The sequence below is a fragment of the Ruegeria sp. YTSA072 genome, assembly GCF_059610285.1.
Window position 1 is genome coordinate 202643 of record NZ_JBXWNI010000002.1, and the last position, 20780, is coordinate 223422.

Genomic DNA, 20780 nt, shown 5'->3' on the forward strand with positions numbered 1-20780 from the left:
TTGCCTATTGCGCTTGCAGCTTGCGCGCCTCGGTTTCAGCCAGCTTGATCAGCTCTTGCACAAAGGGTTTTTCCAGATCCTCGCTGCGCACTGCCGCGTAAAGCCTGCGGGTGATGCCGTCCTTGGTCAGGGGGCGGGTGACGTAGTCGGAATTGTACTTCACTTCGCGCACAACCCAGTCAGGCAGCACCGAAATACCGCGGTTCGACGCGACGAGCAAAAGGATCACTGCAGTCAATTCGACTTGCCGGATTGCGGCCGGCTCGACCCGCGCGGGTATCAGCAACTGGCTGAACACATCCAGCCGGGTGCGCTCGACCGGATAGGTAATCAGGGTTTGCCCACGGAAATCCTCAGCCTCGATGAACTCTTTCTGCGCCAACGGGTGGGATGATGCAGCGACAAAGACGGCATCATAGTCAAACAGTTCAATGAACTCGATGCCCGGCAGGTCCTCGGGGTCGGACGAGACAACCAGATCCACCTCTTCTTTTTGCAGTGCTGGCAGGGCGTCGAATGCCAAACCTGGGCGGATATCAACGTCCACATCACCCCATGATTTCCGGAAAGATTCAAGAACTGGAAACAGCCATTCGAAACACGCGTGACATTCGATCGCGATATGCATCCGCCCCGTGCGTCCATCCCGAAGCGACGAGAATTCCTGTTGTGCGGCTTGGATTTGCGGCAATATCTGTTCGGCCAGACGCAACAGGCGCAGCCCGGCCGCAGACAGCTTCATCGGTTTGGACCGGCGTAGGAACAATTCAACCCCCGCCTGATCCTCTAACCCTTTGATTTGGTGGCTCAGAGCCGATTGGGTGATGTTCAATTGATCCGCCGCACGGGCCAAACCACCACATTCATGGATCGCCTTGATCGTACGCAGGTGGCGGAATTCGATGTGCATTGCAGTGATACTCATGTTGTTCTTGAAAAATATGAGTTTGTCTCACATTGCCCGAACTGGCACAAGGGCTCTGCACCAACCAAATGAGGCCGAGATGACCAAGCCAGAAATTTCATTCGAGTTCTTTCCGCCCAAGACGCTCGAAGCCTCGTTTCGTCTTTGGGACACGGTCCAGACTCTGGCCCCGTTAGAGCCTCGCTTTGTCTCGGTCACCTATGGTGCGGGTGGCACTACGCGGGAACTGACACGCGACGCGGTGTCGACCCTGCACAAATCCTCAGGTCTGCCGGTAGCGGCGCATTTGACATGCGTGGATGCCTCGCGCCAGGAAACGCTGGAAATTGCGGATACCTTCGCGCGGGCTGGTGTTCAGGACATCGTGGCGCTGCGCGGCGATCCACCTGCTGGTCAGAACCGATTTCAACCGCACCCCGACGGGTTTGCCAACTCGGTCGAACTGATCTCGGCTCTGGCAGAAACCGAGATGTTCAACATTCGGGTCGGCGCCTACCCCGACATTCACCCCGAGGCACAAAACGCCCGCACCGATATTGATTGGCTCAAAGCCAAACTGGATGCGGGCGCAGATGAGGCCCTGACCCAGTTCTTTTTTGAGGCCGAGACGTTTTTCCGGTTCCGGGACGCCTGTGAAAAAGCCGGCATCGACAAGCCCATCGTGCCCGGCATCCTGCCGATCGAGAACTGGAAGGGTGCACGCAATTTTGCCAAACGATGCGGCACGCGCATTCCCCAATGGGTCGAACAGGCGTTTGAAAAGGCCGTGCGCGACGATCGTGAGGACTTGCTGGCTACAGCATTGTGTACCGAGCTGTGCTCGGACCTGATCGACGGGGGCGTGGACAAGCTGCATTTCTACACGCTGAACCGGCCGGAATTGACGCGTGATGTGTGTTTTGCCCTTGGCATAACGCCGAAGGCTGATCTGCAAAACGTGGCCTGAATTGGGCCCGCCTGATAAACAGCACCCCACTGCCGGGAAAGAAACTAAGAACAATTGCCGCGACGCGCTGCAATTGTTCCTGTAAGCACTTCAATTTTGCGTGAAATTTGACAAGTTCACCGCCTTTCTCAAACTAAGGCAGTGACGTTTTTTTGTTTTGTAATGAGTAAATTGGGTTATGGAAACTGTTGAAAAGATCAATGCCCGCACAGAAGCACTGCATGCTTTGGGGTTGAGTCAAAAGGCCAGTTCGGACGACATCAGAAGCGCCTGGCGGAACATTGCGTTCCATGGTCATCCAGACCAGGCCGAGGGCGACAGTTCCGGATTTACCCGCGCCAAGGAAGCATATGATTTTTTGCGAAAAGAAGGACTGGCGGGAAAGGGTGTCGGGGCAGGAAAACCTCGCCGCCCGAAACTGCGCCGTCGTATTATCACATTGGAACCAACCGACATCAACGCGTGCCGCGCCCTGCTGAACAACGCGTTGCCGGACCGATCAGACGAGGTTGAAACACCGGATTCCGAGCTGATGTGCAAGTCGGACCATGTGCCCGATGCAGTCGGGTTCTTTGGCCGCCATTTGACATTCTTTGTCTCGACGCCGGTCTATGAAGGTGCAAACCGCGTGGCGTTGCCCACGTCGGTTTTGGCGAGCTCACGCCAGACGGAAACCGAGGTGCTGAATTTCCAGTCCAACGACTCTGGCGGTGGCGAGGTTGTTGTGCCCGAAGCGATTACTGCGCGTACGTTCCCTGGGGCCAAAAGCGTTCGCATTCGCTTCGATGCCGATCAGCAGATGCGGGACGAATTCTCGTTTGCGCATTGACGAAAAAGCCCGGCTTAAATGCGCCGGGCTTTGGCTTGGTGAGTGGCCACTTAGTTTGAAATCGGGCCTTCCGATGTGAATTTCGGGATCACGCTGGAGGATGCGGCATCGGGTTCGATCCCCGGCCAGTTGCCTTCGGCGAGGTTGATATTGCCGGGCACATCTTCTTCCCAGAAACCGACAACGACATCGGTGATGTTCAGATAAAGCTTGTCGTCGACAATGCGCCACAGGTTCGGGTTCGCAGGGACTTTGCCGCCCTTCGAAACACCGTATGCGCAATGTCCGTCATATTGCGGTGCGTAGAAGGCTGGGTTCTCTTGAAATTTATCGCGGTTCTCTTCAGACGAAAATGCCCAGGTGGCACCATTGTATTCCGCGGTGATGTCTGCACGGCCGCGTACAGGTGCGGGCTGAGATTGACCAACCGCAACCTGATCTAGACCACGGTATGCGACGACATCGTAGCCGGACACGGCGAACCCGGTGCCGTCAATATACTGGTCACCAGCAAAGGCCGGAGCGGCAAGGGTCAGAGCCGCAGCTACAGTCAGGGCAAAACGTTTCATGGTGGTAAGTCCTTTTGTCCTCGGGGTTGTTGATTTGCCCGAACTTGCGGGTCTGAACATACAATAGGTGATTCAGACCGCTTGCGAAGTCCCCCTCGCGTCGCTGTGACGTTGAATGAGAATTCGTGAGATGTCGGGTGAGGATTGTTACAAAAACGCTGCGCTCTGGGGGGTTGGACTTGGTGCTTTGCAACATTAGCTGTTGTGATGGACGGACAATTCACCTGCACTTTGCGAAGAAAGGCAAGAAATGAGCGAGCAACCGACCTATACGCCCCCAAAGGTCTGGACATGGGACAGCCAGAATGGCGGCCAATTTGCCAACATCAATCGCCCAATCGCTGGCGCCACCCACGACAAGGATCTGCCGATTGGACGGCACCCCCTGCAGCTCTATTCACTGGCCACGCCGAACGGCGTAAAAGTGACTGTGATGCTGGAGGAACTGCTGGCGCTGGGTCACGAAGGTGCCGAATACAACGCCTGGCTGGTCAATATCGGCGAAGGCGATCAGTTCAGCTCGGGCTTTGTCGGGGCCAACCCAAATTCTAAAATCCCCGCTCTTTGGGATCGCTCGGGCGACAAGCCGACACGCGTGTTCGAAAGCGCTTCGATCCTGTTTCATCTGGCCGAAAAGTTTGGCGCGTTTTTGCCCGCGTCCGGACCGGATCGTACGGAAGTCATGAACTGGGTCTTCTGGCAGATGGGCAGTGCACCCTATCTGGGCGGTGGGTTTGGCCATTTCTACGCCTATGCGCCGGAAAAGTTCGAATACCCAATTGACCGCTTTACGATGGAGACTAAGCGCCAGCTGGACGTTCTGGATCGCGAACTGGCCGACAAGACGTATATCGCAGGCGAGGATTACACCATCGCGGATATGGCGATCTGGCCATGGTATGGCCAGCTGGTTTTGGGCCGCCTTTACAGCGCCGCCGAGTTCCTAGACGTGGAATCCTACAAGAACGTCATGCGGTGGGCCCAGGCGATCGACGCACGCCCTGCCGTTCAGCGGGGCCGCATGGTCAACCGCCCGTTCGGTGAGCCACATACCCAGCTGCACGAACGTCACGAGGCCAGCGATTTCGAAACCCGCACCCAGGACAAACTGGAAGCAGCTGCGGAGTAATCACAAAAAGCCCCGCAGATCAGTCGTGCGCGGGGCTTTTTTCCTATTTCAGAATAGGCGGTTTATCTGGGTTACTGCCGGGTGTCGTCTGCGCGACAACACGCGCCTCTGGCTGTGGCAGATCGAACCGCAAACCGATCCGCGCCAATGAGGCAGCAGCCTGATCGTGTGCACCGAAGAACCCGACATCCATTGCCCCCGCCTCAATCCCGGAAAACGTCAACGCCTCGGACGCGGCCTTGGCCAGTGCGGGCTCTGCCCCTTCTACCGCACCAATGAACCCAAGCAGGTGGCCGGAACCGCCGCCTTCGGACTTCGTTCCCACCAAATATGCAGCTTCCGCCAGCCCAACTGCGGTGGCAAGTTTTGCGTCTAGCGCGGTCAACAGATCGTCGGGCAGGCCCGCAGGGGGCAAGAACTCTGCCAACCGTTGCTGAACCTCCTCTGGCCCATGCTGCAGAGTTTCCGCCAGCCAGCCCAGCGCCTCGGACGGGATCAGCATGGAGGACGGCGCAACTTCGAGGTTGAGGCCCAGCCCGATCCCCTGCCCCGCGAGCATGGAGGATAACACCCGGCCCGAAAGTGCCACATAAGGGACAGGACGTTCGGCAAACCGCGCCAACCGGTCCTCTCGGTCAAAGGCCAGCACAAAGCGCCCATCGGCGACGTCGAACAATTCGGGTGAGATGTTTTCGCCCTTCGCCTCTTCTGTCAGCATCAGAAACAGCTCGCTGTCGGCAAGCCGTTCGAAGAACCTCAATCGCGCGGCATCATCTTGTGGGGCGGCAGTCATTGCGGCGTAGGCAGCGTCCAGAGCCGTAGTTTCAGTCATTCAGAACCTCTTGCACCCGTGCACGCAGAACCGGCAGAAGGTCGGTCTGGAACCACGGGTTTTTCTTCATCCATGCCGTATTCCGCCACGAGGGATGAGGCAAGGCAAAGACGCGCGGCGCATGGTCCCGCCAGTTGCGAACCGTTTCCGTCACCGAGCTGCGCGCATGCAGGTGGTATTTATGAGCGTGCCCACCCACCAAAATAGTCAGGGGTATTTCCCCCAGGGATTGCATGACTTTGTTGTGCCAGGTTTGCCCGCAGACGGGGGGCGGCGGCAAATCCGCCTTGCGCGTATCATACCCCGGAAAACAAAAAGCCATCGGCACGATCGAAACCTGTGACCGATCGTAGAACACAGCTTCATCCACCCCAAGCCAGTCCCGTAAGCGATCTCCGGACGGATCGGTGAACGGTCGGCCCGACTCATGCACCCGTGCGCCAGGGGCCTGACCGGCAACCAAAATCGGCGTTCCCGGCTGAAACCAGACCACTGGGCGCGGCTGATGCGCGGTCTCTGTCGCAGCAAATCTTTCCGCGCAAATACGGCAGGCCGAGATTTCTTTCTGTAGCGAATTCATCAGATGGCAAGGTTTCCTGCATCAAATTGGTTGACGGTCACCCTTAAAGATAGTCAACGCAATGCGTGGGTCCAACCGATGGAAAAGTCACATTACCAACAGCACACGTGCCGGTGCATTGATCATTGCCACTAAAACTCGACATAATATGGCCCACATAAAACGTAGGATAACAACCCGATTACCGGCACATCCGGTACTTTTAAAATGGTGCAAGCAGCAGGCCCTCAATGCTTGAGTTTGAAAATGTCAGTAAGTCCTTCTGGACCGGGACACGCCGCAAGGTGATCCTGGACAGTGTCTCGTTTCGGGTTCAGTTGGGCCGTTCGATTGGCATTCTTGCACCTAACGGAACCGGCAAGACCACCTTGATCAATATGATGGCCGGCCTGGAAAAGCCCGATGAAGGCGTGATTCGAAAGTCCTGCCGTGTGTCGTTTCCTATGGGTTTCACCGGTGGTGTCGCAAACAAACTGTCCGCCCTGGAAAACGCGCGCTACGTCGCCAACATCTACGGGATGGACCCCGATTACGTCGAAGCCTACTGCAAATGGCTATGCGGATTGGGGGAGTATTTCAACCAACCTCTGGCCACTTACTCCAGCGGTATGAAGGGGCGCTTTACGTTTGCGTTGATGTTGGCCCTGGATTTCGACATGTATCTGATTGACGAAGGAATGCCAGCGTCGACGGATGTGGAATTCAACAGGAAGGCCGGCGACATCCTTCGGGAAAAACTACGCACGACTACAATGGTGATCGTGTCGCACAGCCCCTCCGTGCTGGAGAAATTTGCGCAAGAGGCTGCCGTTTTGATGGATGGCCAGCTTTACATGTTCGACACCTTGGAAGAGGCAAAGCAGCTATATGACTACCAAACCCAAGGCTAGCATCTACAATTGGCGCCGCAACCGCCGCAACGCGGGTACGGAAGAAGACCGCGCTGATGCCATTTCACGCATTCGCAACGCGACCCAGCCACCCACAGCGGCCAATGACTCGGAGTCCAATACCGAGATTGACGCCATCAAACGCGAGGGACTGACCGGACGCCAATTGCGGTTGGCACGCAGATTGGCGCAAAAGAACGGCCTAGAGGCGACCTCGGACTATGATGCGGTGCGTTTGCTGCGCCAAAAGGGCATCGATCCGTTTCATCGCGCCAATTTGCTGGGGATGGCCGGTGAAACGGCGCAGACCGAGGATCAAGCCAAGGACAAGGTCACGATTCATTTGCCGCAAACGGTCAGTGAAGGTGGAAAGACCCTGCCCGGGCCCGAGATGTCTCCTGCGCAACGGCGCGAGCTTGAAATTGGCGAGATACAAAAAGACATCGCCCGCCGTCGCCGTCGCAAACTGCTTGCCCTGTTTGCCCGCCTGACGGTTTTCGTCTTCTTGCCCACCTTTATTGTCGGGTTCTATTTCTACCGTGTGGCGACGCCCATGTATGCCAGCGACTCGGCCTTTTCGATCCTGCAGGCGGACGGGGGCGGTGCAGCTTTTGGCGGGCTTTTGGCGGGCACACAATTCGCCACCGCTCAGGATTCTGTCGCTACTCAGGAATTTCTTGAGTCCAAGGATGCGCTGCTGAGGCTTGAACGTGACATGGGCTTCGCAGAGATTTTCCAGCAAGACTGGATCGACCCTATTCAACGGCTTTCGCCGGACGCCACGCTGGAAGAGGCCTACAAGCTTTTCCGGCGCATGATCACCATCGGATACGACCCGAGCGATGGCATTATCCGAATGGAAGTTGCGGCACCTGATCCGCAGATTTCGGTGGCCATCTCTGACCGTCTTCTGTCCTACGCCGAAGAAACCATAAACGGGCTCACAGAACTCAAGCGCGAGGACCAGATGCGCGACGCGCTGGATGGTTTTGAAATGGCACAGAAGGAGCGCAGGAGGGCGCAGGAAGATCTGATCGAACTTCAGATTCAAGGCGCGCTGCTGGACCCGCAAAACGTCATCGTCAGCTTGCGCGGCCGCATCGACGCCCTGGAAACACAGATTCAAGAAAAAGAGCTGCAGCTGGCGGCATTGCTGGACAACCGTCGTCCGAACCAGGCCAAGGTGGATGGTGCCAGTGCGGACATCGCGCGGCTTGAGACTGTGTTGGAAGAACTCAACTCGGAAATGCTGGATGTGTCTGCAGGCGAAAACTCGCTTGCCCGGCTCAGTTTACGAATTCAGATGGCACAAGCCGATCTTGTTGCCAGGGACATGATGCTGCAGACAGCCATGCAGCAAATGGAAACCACGCGGACCGAAGCAAACCGCAAAGTGCGCTATCTGACAGTGTCTGTGAGGCCGGTGCCAAGTCAGGAACCCACCTATCCGCGCAAGTTCGAAAATACGATTTTGGCTTTTCTGTTGTTTGCTGGTATCTACCTGTTGATCTCGCTTACCGCGTCGGTCCTTCGTGAACAGGTATCCTCGTAAGACACATGAAACATGTAAAAATCTCCGATCTCACGGTCGGCAATGATCTGCCTCTGACGATCATTGCTGGCCCCTGCCAACTTGAAAGCGCGGATCATGCGCAGATGATCGCAGGCAAAATGAAAGAAGCCTGTGATGCCGCCGGTGCGCAGTATGTTTTTAAGGCCTCGTATGACAAGGCGAACCGCACATCAATTTCAGGTGTCCGTGGGCCCGGAATTGCTAAAGGACTGGACATTCTGGAAGGTGTGAAGAAACAAATTGGGGTGCCTGTCCTGACTGACGTACATACGCCAGAGCAATGCGCAGACGCGGCCAGTGTTTGTGATGTTTTGCAGATTCCCGCGTTATTGTGCCGTCAAACCGACTTGGTGTTGGCCGCAGCCCAAACAGGCGCGGCGATCAATGTCAAAAAAGGGCAATTTCTGGCACCATGGGATATGGCGAACATTGTCGCCAAGATCGAGAGTGTTGGTAACTCGAATATTCTGCTGACAGAACGTGGCACCTCGTTTGGGTACAACACCTTGGTGACAGATATGCGCTCGCTCCCGCAGATGGCGGCGACAGGCTATCCGGTTGTGATGGACGCAACCCACTCGGTTCAGCAGCCTGCAGGGCTTGGAGGTTCGACCGGCGGTCAGCGTGAATTTGCTCCGGTGATGGCGCGCGCAGCTGCCGCCATCGGCGTAGGTGCTGTGTTTATTGAAACACACGAAGACCCAGACAAGTCTCCGTCAGATGGGCCTAACATGATCTATCTGGATCAAATGCCTCAATTGATTGACACATTGATGCGCTTTGATGCATTGGCCAAAGCCAATCCTATACAGATTTAAGCAAGAGCAATAGCATGACCAAACCCATCCCAGAGGTGACCCCGAACACCTGGAGTTTTCTGCGCGATCCGATGATCAAGCCGACCGGCTTTCGCGAATATGACGCGCGCTGGAAATATCCCGAAGAGATCAACCTGCCCGGCATGACCGCGCTTGGCTTGGGTCTGGGCACACAGATGCGCAAACGTGGGATCGAACCGGTGATTGCGGTGGGCAATGACTATCGCGACTACTCGCTGGCGATCAAAAACGCGCTGATCCTGGGCCTGATGCAGGCTGGCATTCAGGTCAAAGATATTGGCCCCGCGCTCAGCCCGATGGCCTATTTCGCGCAATTCCATCTGGATGTGCCGGCCGTGGCCATGGTCACAGCCAGCCACAACCCTAACGGCTGGACCGGCGTCAAGATGGGCTTTGATCGTCCTTTGACACACGGCCCCGACGAGATGTCAGAGCTCCGCGACATCGTCCTGAACGGTGAAGGCACCCCGCATGAAGGCGGAACATACGAATTCGTTGATGGTGTAAAAGAAGCCTACATCGACGATCTGGTCGGCAATTTCAAAATGTCCCGCCCCCTGAAAGTCGTGTGCGCAACTGGTAATGGAACGGCTTCGGCCTTTGCGCCTGAGATTTTCGAGCGCATTGGCGTCGAAATGGTGCCCAGCCATACCCAATTGGATTATACTTTCCCCCACTATAACCCCAACCCCGAGGCTATGGAGATGTTGCACGACATGTCCGCCTCTGTGAAAGCCAGCGGTGCCGATCTGGCTCTGGGCTTTGACGGCGACGGCGATCGCTGCGGTGTTGTGGATGATGAGGGGGAAGAGATCTTCGCCGATAAGGTCGGAGTGATCATGGCCCGTGATCTGGCCAAATTGTATCCGAACTCGACCTTTGTGGCAGATGTGAAATCCACTGGTCTGTTTGCCAGCGACCCCGAACTGCAGGCCCTTGGTGTCAAAGCGGATTATTGGAAGACCGGGCACAGCCACATGAAGCGTCGGGTCAAAGAGATCAATGCGCTGGCCGGCTTTGAGAAGTCTGGTCATTACTTTCTGGCTGAACCTATCGGGCGCGGCTACGACTGCGGGATGCGCGTCGCCGTTGAAATCTGCAAGCTGATGGATCGCAATCCGGATCAAAGCATGTCGGACCTGCGCAAGGCGCTGCCAAAAACCTGGTCTACCCCGACCATGTCGCCCTATGCGGCCGATACCGAGAAATATGACATTCTTCAGCGGCTGGTCGACAAGCTGGTTGCAAAAGCAGATGCCGGAGACAGTTTTGCCGGTCGCGCGATTAAAGAGGTCGTCACCGTCAACGGCGCCCGTGTCATTCTGGACAATGGCAGCTGGGGTCTGGTGCGCGCATCCTCGAACACTCCGAACCTTGTCGTGGTCTGCGAAAGCAGCGAAAGCGAGGATGAGATGCGCGCAATCTTCGCAGATATCGACGCAGTTATTCGCACTGAACCCGGTGTGGGCGACTACGATCAGACCATCTAAGTGCTACTGCGTTTCGGGGCACCTTCTGCCCCGACGCCCTTGCGTATTGGCGCTGATTAGTTGCCGCCAAACAGCTTCAGCAGCCCCTTGTTCACTTCGTCTTCCAGTTTGTTTTTGATCGCGTCTTCGATCTGATCGCTGTCCGTAATCGTCGTATTCAGCTCGTCCCCGACCTTGTCCAGAACTTTCTGCTTGGCCTCATCTTCAAGCTCTTTGGCCTTTCCTTCAGCAACAGCTTCGAGGACTTTGGTTAGATCCGGCTTGATCGTCGGGTTGCTCCACGGCCCGACAATTTTCACTGGTACCGCGATGCCGTTTCCCGAATTCGCGCGCAGCGCCACAGGTGTGAAAAGATAGTCGATATCGCGGTTGCCGATTCCGACCCGACCGGAACCGTCGGCCCGGAAGTTATCCAGCGACATCAACAGGTCGTTGTTCCACAACACCCCTTGATCCATGGTGAAGCTGGCAGACAAGCTGTTGAACACGGTTGTGCCGCGCTCGCCCCCGCTGCGGCCCATCAGGCGGTCCAGATCAAACCCCGAGATCACGCCCTTGCCCACGTCCACACGACCCTTGCCGCTGAGTGAGCGCATGATCTGATCCTCGGTCTGTCCAACTCCCAGAAATTCAAACGACCCTGATCCGGTGCCGGACAACCGCTCGATCCCGCCAAGGGCGGACAGAGCTTGCTGCACATCCATGCCATCCGCGGTCAGATTGCCGCCGACCGATAAACCGTTCCGGTTGTTGGCAACCACTTGCCCGTTCAGATGCCCTGAAAACAATGTGGCAGGGTTCATCTGAAGAACCGCTCTGGATCGATCAAGGTTAAGCGTCAGATCGCTGGGTCCCAGCGTCAGACCCGGTACGGCAATGGAATTGGCTTTGAGGCGGATTTTGCCATTCGCCAAGGCCAGCGCAGACGCATCAATCGGGGTGGTCGACCACCCTTGGTCAGGCGACGGCGCCGACCCTCCGCCAGCGCCACCAGGCGTATCATTGAATTGAGTAAGATCCAGGTCACCGCCTTCCAGCCGTGCGGTAATCTGCGGCGGGTCCGAGATAACGATATCTGCCTCGCCGGTCAGGCGATTATTATCCAGCAACGCCACCAAATTGCGCAGTGAAATCCGACCATCGCTGGTATAGGTCATTTGCCCGGCCACGTCAGCCTCGCGCCCAAGACCCAATGGCACCCCAACACCGGCCTGACCAAAAGCAGCCAGCATACGTTCCGTGTTCGTCGTTTTGGCCAGCAATCTGCCATCCATTTCACCAGCCAGATTGACCCGGCCTGCAAAACCGAACTCTCCTCCGGGCGCGGTCATGGTCAAATCCAGCGGCGTTACCGCGCCGGACGCGTAAGCTGGCAGATCTTGAATCTTGAGGTCGACATCGACCGCCCCCCCGGGCACTGCCATCTGAGCCTGAACCTGCAGAGGCGCCGAAACGTCCGGCCAACTGGCCGCCAGATCGACATTGGCAAAATCGAATTTAGTTGCGCCGTTTTCGATATAGACCAAACGTGCATTCGTCAGCTTCAGATGATCCAGCGTCACCTCGCCCTGCTGCCCTTGCGGTGCCGCGCCGCTTGCAGTCCCCGCCGAGGCTGTGTTTGCGGGTGCCGAAAGTTCCCAATTCCCACGCCCATCCGAAAGTTCCAACCGCAGAACCGGATTATCGGCGATCACCCGTTTGATGCGCAGGTCCCCGGAGATCAGCGCGGCAGCATCAACCCCCACGGCCAGGCTTTCGGCGCTCAGCATTGGTTCAGGACCGGCCCATTGTGCATTTCCAAAAGTCACCGGACCGGTTTCCAGCCCCAGCACGGGCCAGAAAGACAGGTTCACATCACCCGTAAGCTTCAGATCACGCCCGGTTTGGGTGCGGACCTGCTCGGCCAATATGGTGGCCAGCTTGTCGCCGGGCATCAGCAGCAAGGCCCCGATGACCAAGCCAAAAACCGCCACCAACAGGAAAACTATGCGCAACAGCCACTTCATATTCTGCTCTCCGCCTTTTTCATGCGTTAAAAAGATCATCCAAAGCCTGCGCCGCATTTGCAAGGGGAAGCGTTCCCCACTATATGCCGCGCAATGACAACGAACCCGCCAAACCTCCGCCCCGACCTGGCGCCTGCCGCCCGGATGCCCGAGACGCCACGTTCGAACCAGCCAACAATTGGCATGGTATCCTTGGGCTGCCCCAAGGCCCTGGTCGATAGTGAGCGCATTCTGACGCGCCTGCGTGCCGAAGGATACGGCATCTCGCCCGACTATTCAGGCGCGGATGCCGTGATCGTGAATACCTGCGGGTTTCTCGATAGTGCCAAGGCCGAGTCGCTAGACGCTATTGGTGAGGCATTGGTGGAGAATGGCAAAGTCATCGTGACCGGTTGTTTGGGCGCGGAACCGGATTACATCCGCGAACATCACCCGCGCATCATGGCTGTTACTGGCCCGCATCAATACGAGCAGGTACTGGATGCGGTGCATTCGGCAGTGCCGCCCGATCCTGATCCGTTTGTGGACCTGCTGCCTGCTACCAGCGTACAGTTGACCCCCCGCCATTACAGCTATCTCAAGATTTCCGAGGGCTGTAACCACAAATGCAAATTCTGCATCATCCCTGACATGCGCGGCAAGCTCGCCAGCCGTCCGGCCCACGCGGTGCTGCGCGAAGCCGAAAAACTGGTCGACAACGGCGTGCGTGAATTGCTGGTGATCTCGCAGGATACATCCGCCTATGGGTTGGATCGGAAATACGATGTGAACCCGTGGAAGGACCGCGAGGTGCGCAGCCACATCACCGATCTGGCACGTGAGCTGGGGCAGTTGGATGCATGGGTTCGGCTCCACTACGTCTACCCCTACCCGCATGTGCGCGAGTTGATCCCACTGATGGCGGACGCCGGATGCAACATTCTGCCCTATCTGGACATCCCGTTCCAACATGCCCACCCGGACGTCCTTAAACGCATGGCGCGCCCGGCGGCGGCGGCCAAAACTTTGGATGAGATCGCCGCATGGCGCGCAACCTGCCCGGACATCACGCTGCGATCGACTTTTATCGTTGGTTATCCGGGTGAGACTGAGGCCGAGTTCCAGACCCTTCTGGATTGGATGGACGAGGCGCAACTGGATCGTGTCGGCTGTTTTCAATACGAAAATGTTGACGGCGCGCGGTCGAACGACCTGCCAGGTCACGTTCCAGCCGAGGTCAAACAAGAGCGTTGGGAACGCTTCATGGAAAAAGCGCAGGCCATCTCCGAGGCTAAGCTGGCCGCCAAGGTCGGCCAGACCATCGACGTGATCGTGGACGAGGTTGATGACGAAGCCGCCACGTGCCGCACCAAGGCGGACGCGCCCGAGATCGACGGGAACCTGTTCATCGATGAGGGTTTTGATGACCTGAAGCCTGGTGACATCGTGTCGGTCGAGATCGATGAGGCCGACGAATACGATTTATGGGGCACACGCACCTCAGCCTAATGTGCCGTTCACCCTCGATAGGCAGAGCGTGATTTAAGTTTATTGGCTTGATACGGGATTTTCCCGGACCATGAATGAAAACCTCAACTCGCTAGAAGGAGGGTTTTCATGGCATACTTTCGTGCAATCTCTTTCAATTGCATGGCCGCGATACTTGCGTCCCAACTTTTTGCCGTCCCGTCGACTGCAGGCGGCATCACCGTTGGAACGAGCGGCCAATTTGTTGTTGGGTCAAAATCGCAGAACGCTCATAATCGCAATAATATCCGCATTCACCGGCACTATTACTCTCCGAAAGTCTACACACCCAAAGTCTACCACGCAAAACCGGTTCTTAAGAACGCGCCCCACGTTCAGCAAAAGCAAAAAAAGAAATCCTATCGCTACCTTTATGCACCACGGTACGAGTCAAGGCGTCAACACTATCACCGCAAGTCTTTTGGGCACGGATATTGACGGCTGGAGAGGCGATGATTGCCCATTTCGACGCATTCTGATCTGACCCGCAATGGCATAAAGCGGGCACAAAAAAACCGCCCAACAAGGGCGGTCGGATGCGTTGAGTAAGCGGGCGGCCAATACAAGACCGCCCGCAGAATTCTTACTGAGCGACCGGGTTACAGATGGTCTGTCCCGCTTCGGTCGTGGCGAGCTCGGTTCCAGCCGGGCAGCTCGGTGTGCCGAACTTGTCGTATTCAGGCGTGATGTAAACCGGCGTCGGCTCTTCCTGCTGCGAGCATGCAGCCAGAACCAGGGCAATTGCGCTAACGGCAGCAAATTTAAGTTTCATGTCCGTCATTCCTCTAAAAATTTTCTCATATTGCCCTATTATCTGGGGCCAGTCTCAAAATACGACCTCGTTGATATTATTGCAACAAAATCAATCACAGATTCGTGAGAGCGGCAAAACCATGCTGCTTACATAAAGAAACATAAGCGCTCTACACGCCCCGCGCGAAGGCATTATAGTTGTTTCACGACATTAGCCAAAAGCGGAGCAGCCACATGTCAAATCAGCCGAAACCTGCCCAAAAAGCCCCCTACCCGGTCGAAGTGACCGAAGGGAAAACCTATTTCTGGTGTGCCTGTGGCAAGTCAGAGCGTCAGCCCTTCTGCGATGGTTCACACAAGGGAACCCAGTTTGAACCGGTGAAGTTTACTGCCGAGACCAGCAAGAAGGTGTTCTTTTGCGGGTGCAAACAAACGGCCAATCCGCCGCTGTGCGACGGTTCGCATTCCAAGCTCTGACTAAGTCTACAAAGCGTTCAGCGTTTCCGCATTAGCGCAGAATTCAGGGGCCGAATCGGCTTTGACCTGTTGTTTCGACAGCCACAATTCGCATTGGTCGCTGCACCCGGAGGCACGACAGCGCGTCACGATCTCCGCATAACCATTGGTGGTCAACCGCCCCTCGGCCATCGCTTCGGTCAACGAAACATCCATACATCTGGCCACCGACCGGGTTAGCCAAAAGTGTTTCTCCACGTCGCCCAGATTGTCTCGGGTCATTGGCAGATCTGCCTTTTGTTTGCACAAAGCGCCGTCAAACACAGCAATGGCGCGGCATGATTTTTCTTAACCGTCGCGCTTGCTTTCCGACAGCGAAGTGAGGCGGTCAAACAGGGACGTGTTCCTGCAGTATTCCGGGGATTTCTGGCCTTGGGCAGGTTGTGCCAGAAATTGCGCACAATGATCAGGGTTCGAACAATCGCTGCATCGCAGGACCGCATCAGATATCTGGTCAATCGAGACATCACCGCCTATGGCCGCATCTTCCAGATCGACCCCGACGTGGGTTGCCATCTGGTCGACCAGTTCCGCATGTCGTTTCAGAGTATTTTTGCCAAGCATTGCGCTGTCTCCCTGTCGCACAGTTCTGACAGGATAGCGCAGCGGCCCGAACTGGCATTTGACTCAGGTCAAGACCCGGCGCCGATATGGTCCAGATAGGCGCGGGTGGCATCCTGCACCCTGCGAAAGCGGTCACCGCCCAGCTTTTTACCCCCGTACCAGCGGGTGACAATGATGATGTGGCCCTCCAGTCCGGCCCTTTCGAGCATGCGTAGGATGACCATTCCGGCACCGCTTTCGCCGTCGTCGGCCTTGAGAGCCCCTGTAGGCAAGATCGTCGCCCAGGTATTGTGCGTCGCCTTGGCATAGGCTTTGTCGGACTTGAGGTCTTGCAGAACGGCATCCACGCCCTCGCGCGTTTGCACAGCAGCCCCCGACACCGCGTATTTCGATCCACGATCCGTCAGGATTACGCCCAGCCTTGCTAATTGGGTCATTGCGTCAGCCCAAGTTTTCGGGCCGTGTTCTGAACCATCTGCACACGCTGCGCATTCGGCGGATGTGACGCGAGAAAACTGTCCTCCGGGTCCGGGATGCGGTCAAAGTACTTTGCACCAATCAACGGGTTATATCCGGCATTGTGGGTAATGATTGTGCCCAACTGGTCAGCCTCAAGCTCGAAGGCCTTAACATTCAATTGCACCCCCACTTCCGCCCCAATTTTCTGTGTACGCTCCAGGTCTTCTCCCTCTTCTCCAAAGAGCTTGCCCAGATTGTTGAAAATGACTGCGCTTGCCTGTGCGTTTTCGGCCTGGCGCGGAATGTGACGCAGCAGATGATGAGCGGTCTCGTGCCCGAGTACAAATGCCAGCTCATCTGGATTTTGCGCCGACTGAATCATGGATCGGGTCATTATGATCACCGGCTGGCCCCTGTCATCCAAGGTCTGAAACGCATTCGCTTCCGCTTGTGGATTGAGATCAACAAGAACCGTGAAATCACAATTTTTGACTTTGGCCCGCTTCAGACACTCTGCCCGGGCTTCCTTGCCGATGGAGCGGCTGACATCCCGAACCGCAGCCGCCTCTACCTGATACTCGCCCAAGGTCCCCGACCATTGGGTCGCGGGCTGCAATCGCATCTCGCCAGCACTACAGGCCGCCAGAAAAAGAGGAAGAAACAAACAGATCAGACGATACATTCATAAACCTTTGAAACGATTGGCCCGTTTTCACGACCATAGCGCGGAGCCGCGCCAATCACCACAGCCCGATTGGTAAGGTACGGGTTGCATTGCACTCGGCTGACCTGCACTCTGCTTTCATGTTTTCGATTGAGCATGAATTCGACTCGACAGTCATTACTCTGGTGGACGAAGGCCCAAAGCCTTTGCAAGAGGATGTCGTCATCAACAGCTTCGCCGAATGTGTGACGCTTGAACAATTGGACCCGCGCACGGATCAGATTCAGAGGATCACGTTGTCCCCTGAACAGGTGCGCGATCTGGCGGCGGCTTTGGACTTGCCGGAAGGCGTGTACCAAGTCCGGGAAACACCGGATCAGGGTAAATAGACAAACACCTTGTCACGCGACGCCTGCCCCCGCCTGAGGATCAGAGTAGACGGTGCCACCCCCATGGCCACGGCCAATATGTTACGCACCGACTCGTTTGCCTTGCCGTTTTCGGGCGGCGCGGTAACGGTGATGCGAATGTTTCCCTGATCGGTTAAAACCCCATCCTTCGCAGCTTTCGGCGTGACCCGGACCTCGATCCCTTCATCGGGTACGGCGCGCGCGCTCAGATCCGGTACATTTCGCAGCTTTGGTTTGGCCATCTTCCCTCTCTTCTTCTTGAACACCCTTGCACGAACGCTCAGGGAGTGAAATTGATCTCCTGCATCCAGCCACTTGCCCTTGAAACCCGCCAGATGTTCAACCACATACACAACCGCCTATGTAAAGGAAGTTAACATATGTCCTTGAAGAATCCGGCCGCTCTGGAGTTTCTGCAATCGCGACGGTCGCGCCCTGCAAAAACGCTGATTGAACCCGCGCCCACGCGGGACCAGCTATTACCCCTGCTAACGGCCGCGGCGCGCAGCCCGGATCATGGCAAGCTGGAACCCTGGCGTTTCATCGTACTCGATAAAGGCGCTATGCCGCGCCTTGCGCAATTGACCGAAGAATGTGGCTCGGCGCTGGGTAAATCCGCTGAGGACATAGCCAAGGCCCGCAACCAGTTCGACATGGGCCATCTGGCGGTCGCCGTGATCGAGGTTCAGAAACCCTCCGCGAAAATCCCTGCAATCGAACAGACCTATTCCGCTGGCGCAGTGTGCCTGGCTTTGCTGAACGCGGCACTTGCTGCGGGTTGGGGCGCAAACTGGCTGTCCGGTTGGCAGACCCACGACCGCGACTTTTGCCAAAAGGCGTTCGGGCTGCAAGAAAATGAACGCGTCGCGGGTCTGGTTCATATCGCGACCGAGGGCAAAGCACCGCCCGAAAGACCCCGCCCTGACGTGGATGGGTTGACGCAGTGGGTTTCGGAATGACCATTCTCAACGCCTTTTTTGCAGCACTGGGACAGATCGGCGACCCAAAGTTCCGGGCTGTCCTGTTGCGCGGCGTTGGTCTGACGATCGTTTTGCTGATCGCCGCCTGTGCTTTGGCAATCTGGCTGATCAACCGGCTGTCGGGGAACGAGATCTCTCTGCCCTTTATCGGTGCCGTGCCGTGGCTGAACGACGTGCTGAACTATTCCGGCATCTTTGTCGTCCTGATCCTGCCAATATTTCTGATGGTTCCGGTGGCCTCGGCGATTACGTCGATGTTTCTGGAAGACGTGGCGCAAGCTGTCGAAGACAAGCATTACCCATCTTTGCCAGCTGTACCCGGCATTCCGTTCAGCGAAAGCCTGCGCGACGGGCTGAGTTTCATGGGAGTTCTGATCGTTGCCAACCTGCTGGCCCTGATTCTCTATGCAATCTTTACCCCACTCGCTCCCTTCATCTTCTGGGGCATGAACGGTTTCTTGTTGGGGCGGGAATACTTTACGCTGGCGGCCATGCGCAGGTTGGGTCGCGAAGGTGCACGTAAGCTGCGCGCCAAACACGCAACGACCATCTGGATGGCAGGCATTTTGATGGCGATCCCGCTATCCGTGCCCCTGGTGAACCTTGTGATCCCAATCCTTGGGGTCGCAACGTTCACCCATATCTACCACAAGCTATCAGGGTCTATGGCGTAAAGATCAGCGCTGAGGCTCCAGCTGGTTCAGCCAGTCGAAGTCTCGCACGGAAATCATGCCGGACAGGATGATGCCTGCGATAATGGCCCAGAGCACCACCGTGATACCGGTGGTGATCCACATCTTTTTCTTCAGGTGATGCTCTTCAGGTGCGCCCGCGTGGGTGCCCGGAACGATATCACCCAGATCGCCCTGCGTCTTGATGCGAATTGGCAGCACCACCAGCAAGGTCATGAACCAGATCACAGCGAACAGAACGGCCGCACCAGTAATCGACATCTTATCCCCTCCGGGGTTAGGTTACACCTGTTCCAGCTCGACCAGGCAGCCGTTAAAATCTTTGGGGTGCAGGAACAGCACCGGTTTACCATGCGCACCGATCTTGGGCTCACCCGAACCCAGCACGCGCGCTCCGGTTTCCTTCAGATGATCGCGCGCGGCGATGATATCCTCGACCTCGTAGCAGACATGGTGGATGCCGCCGGCAGGATTCTTTTCCAGAAACCCATTGATCGGACTGTCGTCGCCCAGCGGGTAAAGTAGTTCGATCTTGGTGTTGGGCAGTTCGATGAAAACAACTGTGACGCCGTGATCCGGCGCATCCTGTGGCGCGCCGACTTTCGCGCCCAGCGCGTTGCGGTACTGCTCAGAGGCGGCCTCAAGATCGGGTACGGCAATGGCTACGTGGTTCAGTCGACCAATCATGGAACTCTCCTCTATTCTGCGTTGCAGCGGTTATGGGGGCAGATTGAACAAAGAACAAGTGCGCCAAATTGCCGTTAACGCCCTGTTAGCCAGAAGTTCCTAGCGTGAGGTATCTGCTGATTAGGAGTTCCGCCATGGACGATTCGAGCCCCTTCGCCTCTCCCGCGCAGCCGACGGCCACGCGGCCCCTGCTGGGACAAACTATTCTGGTTGTGGAAGACAGCCGCTATGCCTGCGACGCCATCCGCTTGATGTGCCTGCACAGCGGCGCGCGCATCAGGCGGGCGGATTGCCTGCAATCGGCACGGCGTCACCTGCAGATCTACCGCCCCTCTGTCATCATCGTGGACATGGGTCTGCCGGACGGGTCCGGCGCGGATCTGATCGCCGATCTGTCTGAGGCTGCGCCCCGCATTGGGGCCATTCTTGGCATGTCCGGGGATGACCACATGAAACGCACCGCAATGCGGGCCGGTGCTGATGGGTTTCTGGCGCAACCCCTAAAATCGCTGGCTTATTTTCAGACATCCGTTCTGGAACGTTTGCCCGAAAATCACCGCCCCAGCAGCCTGCATGCCGTCCGGGATGAGATCATTAACGCCGATCCGTTGGCCTATCAGGATGACATGGCCCATATCGCCGACGTTCTGGCCGGTCCGAATGATCAGCGCACGCTGGATTACGCGGCACAGTTTCTGCGCGGGGTCGCCCGCGATGCCGACGATACAGTTCTGGCGGACGCGGCGCAGCGGCTTGCCGAGTCCCGGGCAGGCGGGACCCCAATAACGGCCGTGGCCGCTCAGGTCGCCGGGATTGTGCAGACCCGTTTGAAACAGCGTGAGGCGATTTGAGATGATGACCGCTTACTTCATAACCGCAACGATCCTGTGTCTTTGGGTCTACTGGCAAACCCGCGCTACCGCCCGCGATATTCGCTCCAG

The 20780-nt window shown here is 56.8% G+C and carries 26 protein-coding genes; 13 read left to right on the forward strand and 13 right to left on the reverse strand.

Annotation, left to right across the window (positions count from 1 at the left end):
* Positions 1-4: 4 nt before the first annotated feature.
* On the reverse strand, positions 5-910 hold the full coding sequence (locus tag AC2FIB_RS05210) for a LysR family transcriptional regulator (protein WP_496734210.1): 906 nt from the start codon (positions 908-910) through the stop codon (positions 5-7).
* Between the two features lie 94 nt (positions 911-1004).
* On the opposite strand from AC2FIB_RS05210, the gene metF reads away from it, so the two are divergent.
* Both metF and AC2FIB_RS05220 read left to right on the forward strand, forming a co-directional pair.
* Complete coding sequence (gene metF, locus AC2FIB_RS05215; RefSeq protein WP_496733965.1) at positions 1005-1871, forward strand: methylenetetrahydrofolate reductase [NAD(P)H]; 867 nt, start codon at positions 1005-1007, stop codon at positions 1869-1871.
* Between the two features lie 178 nt (positions 1872-2049).
* On the forward strand, positions 2050-2700 hold the full coding sequence (locus tag AC2FIB_RS05220) for a DnaJ domain-containing protein (protein ID WP_496733963.1): 651 nt from the start codon (positions 2050-2052) through the stop codon (positions 2698-2700).
* A gap of 50 nt (positions 2701-2750) precedes the next feature.
* Here AC2FIB_RS05220 and AC2FIB_RS05225 read toward each other — a convergent pair whose 3' ends face one another.
* A complete protein-coding gene (locus AC2FIB_RS05225) occupies positions 2751-3269 on the reverse strand; it encodes a YHS domain-containing (seleno)protein (protein ID WP_282119021.1) in 519 nt (172 codons plus the stop codon).
* Between the two features lie 250 nt (positions 3270-3519).
* Between AC2FIB_RS05225 and yghU the strand changes: the two genes are divergently transcribed.
* A complete protein-coding gene (yghU, locus tag AC2FIB_RS05230) occupies positions 3520-4398 on the forward strand; it encodes a glutathione-dependent disulfide-bond oxidoreductase (protein ID WP_496733961.1) in 879 nt (292 codons plus the stop codon).
* A gap of 43 nt (positions 4399-4441) precedes the next feature.
* Here the strand turns inward: yghU and AC2FIB_RS05235 are convergent, their stop codons facing one another.
* Positions 4442-5230, reverse strand: coding sequence for an SseB family protein (locus AC2FIB_RS05235; RefSeq protein WP_496733959.1), 789 nt, complete (start codon positions 5228-5230; stop codon positions 4442-4444).
* A complete protein-coding gene (locus AC2FIB_RS05240) occupies positions 5223-5810 on the reverse strand; it encodes a uracil-DNA glycosylase family protein (RefSeq protein WP_496733958.1) in 588 nt (195 codons plus the stop codon). Before AC2FIB_RS05240 ends, AC2FIB_RS05235 begins: the two co-directional genes overlap by 8 nt.
* A 230-nt stretch (positions 5811-6040) precedes the next feature.
* Between AC2FIB_RS05240 and AC2FIB_RS05245 the strand changes: the two genes are divergently transcribed.
* The 4 genes from AC2FIB_RS05245 to AC2FIB_RS05260 are packed head-to-tail and all read left to right on the forward strand — an operon-like array spanning position 6041 to position 10602.
* Complete coding sequence (locus AC2FIB_RS05245) at positions 6041-6700, forward strand: ABC transporter ATP-binding protein (protein WP_108859323.1); 660 nt, start codon at positions 6041-6043, stop codon at positions 6698-6700.
* Positions 6678-8252 (forward strand): KpsE/RkpR family capsule polysaccharide export protein, encoded by a 1575-nt coding sequence (locus AC2FIB_RS05250; RefSeq protein WP_496733956.1) that lies wholly within the window; start codon positions 6678-6680, stop codon positions 8250-8252. The genes AC2FIB_RS05245 and AC2FIB_RS05250 overlap by 23 nt, the downstream gene beginning before the upstream one ends.
* 5 nt (positions 8253-8257) lie before the next feature.
* Positions 8258-9091 (forward strand): 3-deoxy-8-phosphooctulonate synthase, encoded by an 834-nt coding sequence (gene kdsA / locus AC2FIB_RS05255; protein ID WP_496733954.1) that lies wholly within the window; start codon positions 8258-8260, stop codon positions 9089-9091.
* Between the two features lie 14 nt (positions 9092-9105).
* Positions 9106-10602, forward strand: coding sequence for a phosphomannomutase/phosphoglucomutase (locus tag AC2FIB_RS05260; RefSeq protein WP_496841792.1), 1497 nt, complete (start codon positions 9106-9108; stop codon positions 10600-10602).
* A gap of 56 nt (positions 10603-10658) precedes the next feature.
* Here AC2FIB_RS05260 and AC2FIB_RS05265 read toward each other — a convergent pair whose 3' ends face one another.
* Positions 10659-12608 (reverse strand): AsmA family protein, encoded by a 1950-nt coding sequence (locus tag AC2FIB_RS05265; protein WP_496841793.1) that lies wholly within the window; start codon positions 12606-12608, stop codon positions 10659-10661.
* 93 nt (positions 12609-12701) lie between these two features.
* On the opposite strand from AC2FIB_RS05265, the gene rimO reads away from it, so the two are divergent.
* A complete protein-coding gene (rimO, locus tag AC2FIB_RS05270) occupies positions 12702-14096 on the forward strand; it encodes a 30S ribosomal protein S12 methylthiotransferase RimO (protein WP_496733949.1) in 1395 nt (464 codons plus the stop codon).
* 601 nt (positions 14097-14697) lie between these two features.
* On the opposite strand, the gene AC2FIB_RS05275 is transcribed toward rimO, so the two are convergent.
* Positions 14698-14886, reverse strand: coding sequence for a hypothetical protein (locus AC2FIB_RS05275; protein WP_058275732.1), 189 nt, complete (start codon positions 14884-14886; stop codon positions 14698-14700).
* Positions 14887-15101: 215 nt separating this feature from the next.
* Here AC2FIB_RS05275 and AC2FIB_RS05280 point away from each other — a divergent pair, with 215 nt between their 5' ends.
* A complete protein-coding gene (locus tag AC2FIB_RS05280; RefSeq protein ID WP_496733947.1) occupies positions 15102-15344 on the forward strand; it encodes a CDGSH iron-sulfur domain-containing protein in 243 nt (80 codons plus the stop codon).
* Between the two features lie 6 nt (positions 15345-15350).
* Here AC2FIB_RS05280 and AC2FIB_RS05285 read toward each other — a convergent pair whose 3' ends face one another.
* The 4 genes from AC2FIB_RS05285 to AC2FIB_RS05300 form a co-directional block, all read right to left on the reverse strand.
* Positions 15351-15605: a DUF6455 family protein gene (locus AC2FIB_RS05285; protein ID WP_496733945.1), complete on the reverse strand. Its 255-nt coding sequence runs from the start codon at positions 15603-15605 to the stop codon at positions 15351-15353.
* Positions 15606-15671: 66 nt separating this feature from the next.
* Positions 15672-15947, reverse strand: coding sequence for a DUF6455 family protein (locus tag AC2FIB_RS05290; RefSeq protein ID WP_496733944.1), 276 nt, complete (start codon positions 15945-15947; stop codon positions 15672-15674).
* 68 nt (positions 15948-16015) lie between these two features.
* Positions 16016-16384: a YigZ family protein gene (locus AC2FIB_RS05295; protein ID WP_496733942.1), complete on the reverse strand. Its 369-nt coding sequence runs from the start codon at positions 16382-16384 to the stop codon at positions 16016-16018.
* A complete protein-coding gene (locus tag AC2FIB_RS05300) occupies positions 16381-17088 on the reverse strand; it encodes a M48 family metallopeptidase (RefSeq protein ID WP_496733940.1) in 708 nt (235 codons plus the stop codon). The genes AC2FIB_RS05295 and AC2FIB_RS05300 overlap by 4 nt, the downstream gene beginning before the upstream one ends.
* Positions 17089-17210: 122 nt before the next feature.
* Between AC2FIB_RS05300 and AC2FIB_RS05305 the strand changes: the two genes are divergently transcribed.
* Positions 17211-17459 carry a DUF8831 family protein gene (locus AC2FIB_RS05305; protein ID WP_496733939.1) on the forward strand — a complete coding sequence of 83 codons (249 nt, stop codon included), beginning with the start codon at positions 17211-17213 and terminating at the stop codon, positions 17457-17459.
* On the opposite strand, the gene AC2FIB_RS05310 is transcribed toward AC2FIB_RS05305, so the two are convergent.
* Positions 17447-17722 (reverse strand): DUF167 domain-containing protein, encoded by a 276-nt coding sequence (locus AC2FIB_RS05310; RefSeq protein WP_496733937.1) that lies wholly within the window; start codon positions 17720-17722, stop codon positions 17447-17449. The genes AC2FIB_RS05305 and AC2FIB_RS05310 overlap by 13 nt on opposite strands.
* Before the next feature lie 138 nt (positions 17723-17860).
* On the opposite strand from AC2FIB_RS05310, the gene AC2FIB_RS05315 reads away from it, so the two are divergent.
* Both AC2FIB_RS05315 and AC2FIB_RS05320 read left to right on the forward strand, forming a co-directional pair.
* A complete protein-coding gene (locus AC2FIB_RS05315; protein ID WP_496733935.1) occupies positions 17861-18439 on the forward strand; it encodes a nitroreductase family protein in 579 nt (192 codons plus the stop codon).
* The gene (locus AC2FIB_RS05320) at positions 18436-19134 is read left to right on the forward strand and encodes an EI24 domain-containing protein (RefSeq protein WP_496733934.1); all 699 of its coding nucleotides are present in this window, start codon (positions 18436-18438) and stop codon (positions 19132-19134) included. The genes AC2FIB_RS05315 and AC2FIB_RS05320 overlap by 4 nt, the downstream gene beginning before the upstream one ends.
* Before the next feature lie 3 nt (positions 19135-19137).
* On the opposite strand, the gene AC2FIB_RS05325 is transcribed toward AC2FIB_RS05320, so the two are convergent.
* Both AC2FIB_RS05325 and mce read right to left on the reverse strand, forming a co-directional pair.
* The gene (locus AC2FIB_RS05325) at positions 19138-19413 is read right to left on the reverse strand and encodes a DUF1467 family protein (RefSeq protein ID WP_496724063.1); all 276 of its coding nucleotides are present in this window, start codon (positions 19411-19413) and stop codon (positions 19138-19140) included.
* A 21-nt stretch (positions 19414-19434) separates the two neighbouring features.
* On the reverse strand, positions 19435-19839 hold the full coding sequence (gene mce / locus AC2FIB_RS05330; RefSeq protein ID WP_496733932.1) for a methylmalonyl-CoA epimerase: 405 nt from the start codon (positions 19837-19839) through the stop codon (positions 19435-19437).
* Between the two features lie 134 nt (positions 19840-19973).
* Here mce and AC2FIB_RS05335 point away from each other — a divergent pair, with 134 nt between their 5' ends.
* Entirely contained in the window at positions 19974-20690 is a 717-nt protein-coding gene (locus AC2FIB_RS05335) for a response regulator (RefSeq protein WP_496841794.1), read from the forward strand.
* The last annotated feature ends 90 nt before the right edge of the window (positions 20691-20780 follow it).

Bases quoted from the DNA above. Each gene is read 5' to 3' on its own strand.
- AC2FIB_RS05240 (WP_496733958.1), bottom strand. From the start codon at position 5,810: ATGAATTCGCTACAGAAAGAAATCTCGGCCTGCCGTATTTGCGCGGAA.
- AC2FIB_RS05295 (WP_496733942.1), bottom strand. From the start codon at position 16,384: ATGACCCAATTAGCAAGGCTGGGCGTAATCCTGACGGATCGTGGATCG.
- AC2FIB_RS05310 (WP_496733937.1), bottom strand. From the start codon at position 17,722: ATGGCCAAACCAAAGCTGCGAAATGTACCGGATCTGAGCGCGCGCGCC.
- AC2FIB_RS05225 (WP_282119021.1), bottom strand. From the start codon at position 3,269: ATGAAACGTTTTGCCCTGACTGTAGCTGCGGCTCTGACCCTTGCCGCT.
- AC2FIB_RS05245 (WP_108859323.1), top strand. From the start codon at position 6,041: ATGCTTGAGTTTGAAAATGTCAGTAAGTCCTTCTGGACCGGGACACGC.
- AC2FIB_RS05325 (WP_496724063.1), bottom strand. From the start codon at position 19,413: ATGTCGATTACTGGTGCGGCCGTTCTGTTCGCTGTGATCTGGTTCATG.
- rimO (WP_496733949.1), top strand. From the start codon at position 12,702: ATGACAACGAACCCGCCAAACCTCCGCCCCGACCTGGCGCCTGCCGCC.
- AC2FIB_RS05315 (WP_496733935.1), top strand. From the start codon at position 17,861: ATGTCCTTGAAGAATCCGGCCGCTCTGGAGTTTCTGCAATCGCGACGG.
- AC2FIB_RS05260 (WP_496841792.1), top strand. From the start codon at position 9,106: ATGACCAAACCCATCCCAGAGGTGACCCCGAACACCTGGAGTTTTCTG.
- AC2FIB_RS05285 (WP_496733945.1), bottom strand. From the start codon at position 15,605: ATGACCCGAGACAATCTGGGCGACGTGGAGAAACACTTTTGGCTAACC.
- AC2FIB_RS05220 (WP_496733963.1), top strand. From the start codon at position 2,050: ATGGAAACTGTTGAAAAGATCAATGCCCGCACAGAAGCACTGCATGCT.
- AC2FIB_RS05280 (WP_496733947.1), top strand. From the start codon at position 15,102: ATGTCAAATCAGCCGAAACCTGCCCAAAAAGCCCCCTACCCGGTCGAA.
- metF (WP_496733965.1), top strand. From the start codon at position 1,005: ATGACCAAGCCAGAAATTTCATTCGAGTTCTTTCCGCCCAAGACGCTC.
- AC2FIB_RS05290 (WP_496733944.1), bottom strand. From the start codon at position 15,947: ATGCTTGGCAAAAATACTCTGAAACGACATGCGGAACTGGTCGACCAG.
- kdsA (WP_496733954.1), top strand. From the start codon at position 8,258: ATGAAACATGTAAAAATCTCCGATCTCACGGTCGGCAATGATCTGCCT.
- AC2FIB_RS05300 (WP_496733940.1), bottom strand. From the start codon at position 17,088: ATGTATCGTCTGATCTGTTTGTTTCTTCCTCTTTTTCTGGCGGCCTGT.
- AC2FIB_RS05235 (WP_496733959.1), bottom strand. From the start codon at position 5,230: ATGACTGAAACTACGGCTCTGGACGCTGCCTACGCCGCAATGACTGCC.
- AC2FIB_RS05250 (WP_496733956.1), top strand. From the start codon at position 6,678: ATGACTACCAAACCCAAGGCTAGCATCTACAATTGGCGCCGCAACCGC.
- mce (WP_496733932.1), bottom strand. From the start codon at position 19,839: ATGATTGGTCGACTGAACCACGTAGCCATTGCCGTACCCGATCTTGAG.
- AC2FIB_RS05265 (WP_496841793.1), bottom strand. From the start codon at position 12,608: ATGAAGTGGCTGTTGCGCATAGTTTTCCTGTTGGTGGCGGTTTTTGGC.
- AC2FIB_RS05275 (WP_058275732.1), bottom strand. From the start codon at position 14,886: ATGAAACTTAAATTTGCTGCCGTTAGCGCAATTGCCCTGGTTCTGGCT.
- AC2FIB_RS05320 (WP_496733934.1), top strand. From the start codon at position 18,436: ATGACCATTCTCAACGCCTTTTTTGCAGCACTGGGACAGATCGGCGAC.
- AC2FIB_RS05335 (WP_496841794.1), top strand. From the start codon at position 19,974: ATGGACGATTCGAGCCCCTTCGCCTCTCCCGCGCAGCCGACGGCCACG.
- yghU (WP_496733961.1), top strand. From the start codon at position 3,520: ATGAGCGAGCAACCGACCTATACGCCCCCAAAGGTCTGGACATGGGAC.
- AC2FIB_RS05305 (WP_496733939.1), top strand. From the start codon at position 17,211: ATGTTTTCGATTGAGCATGAATTCGACTCGACAGTCATTACTCTGGTG.
- AC2FIB_RS05210 (WP_496734210.1), bottom strand. From the start codon at position 910: ATGCACATCGAATTCCGCCACCTGCGTACGATCAAGGCGATCCATGAA.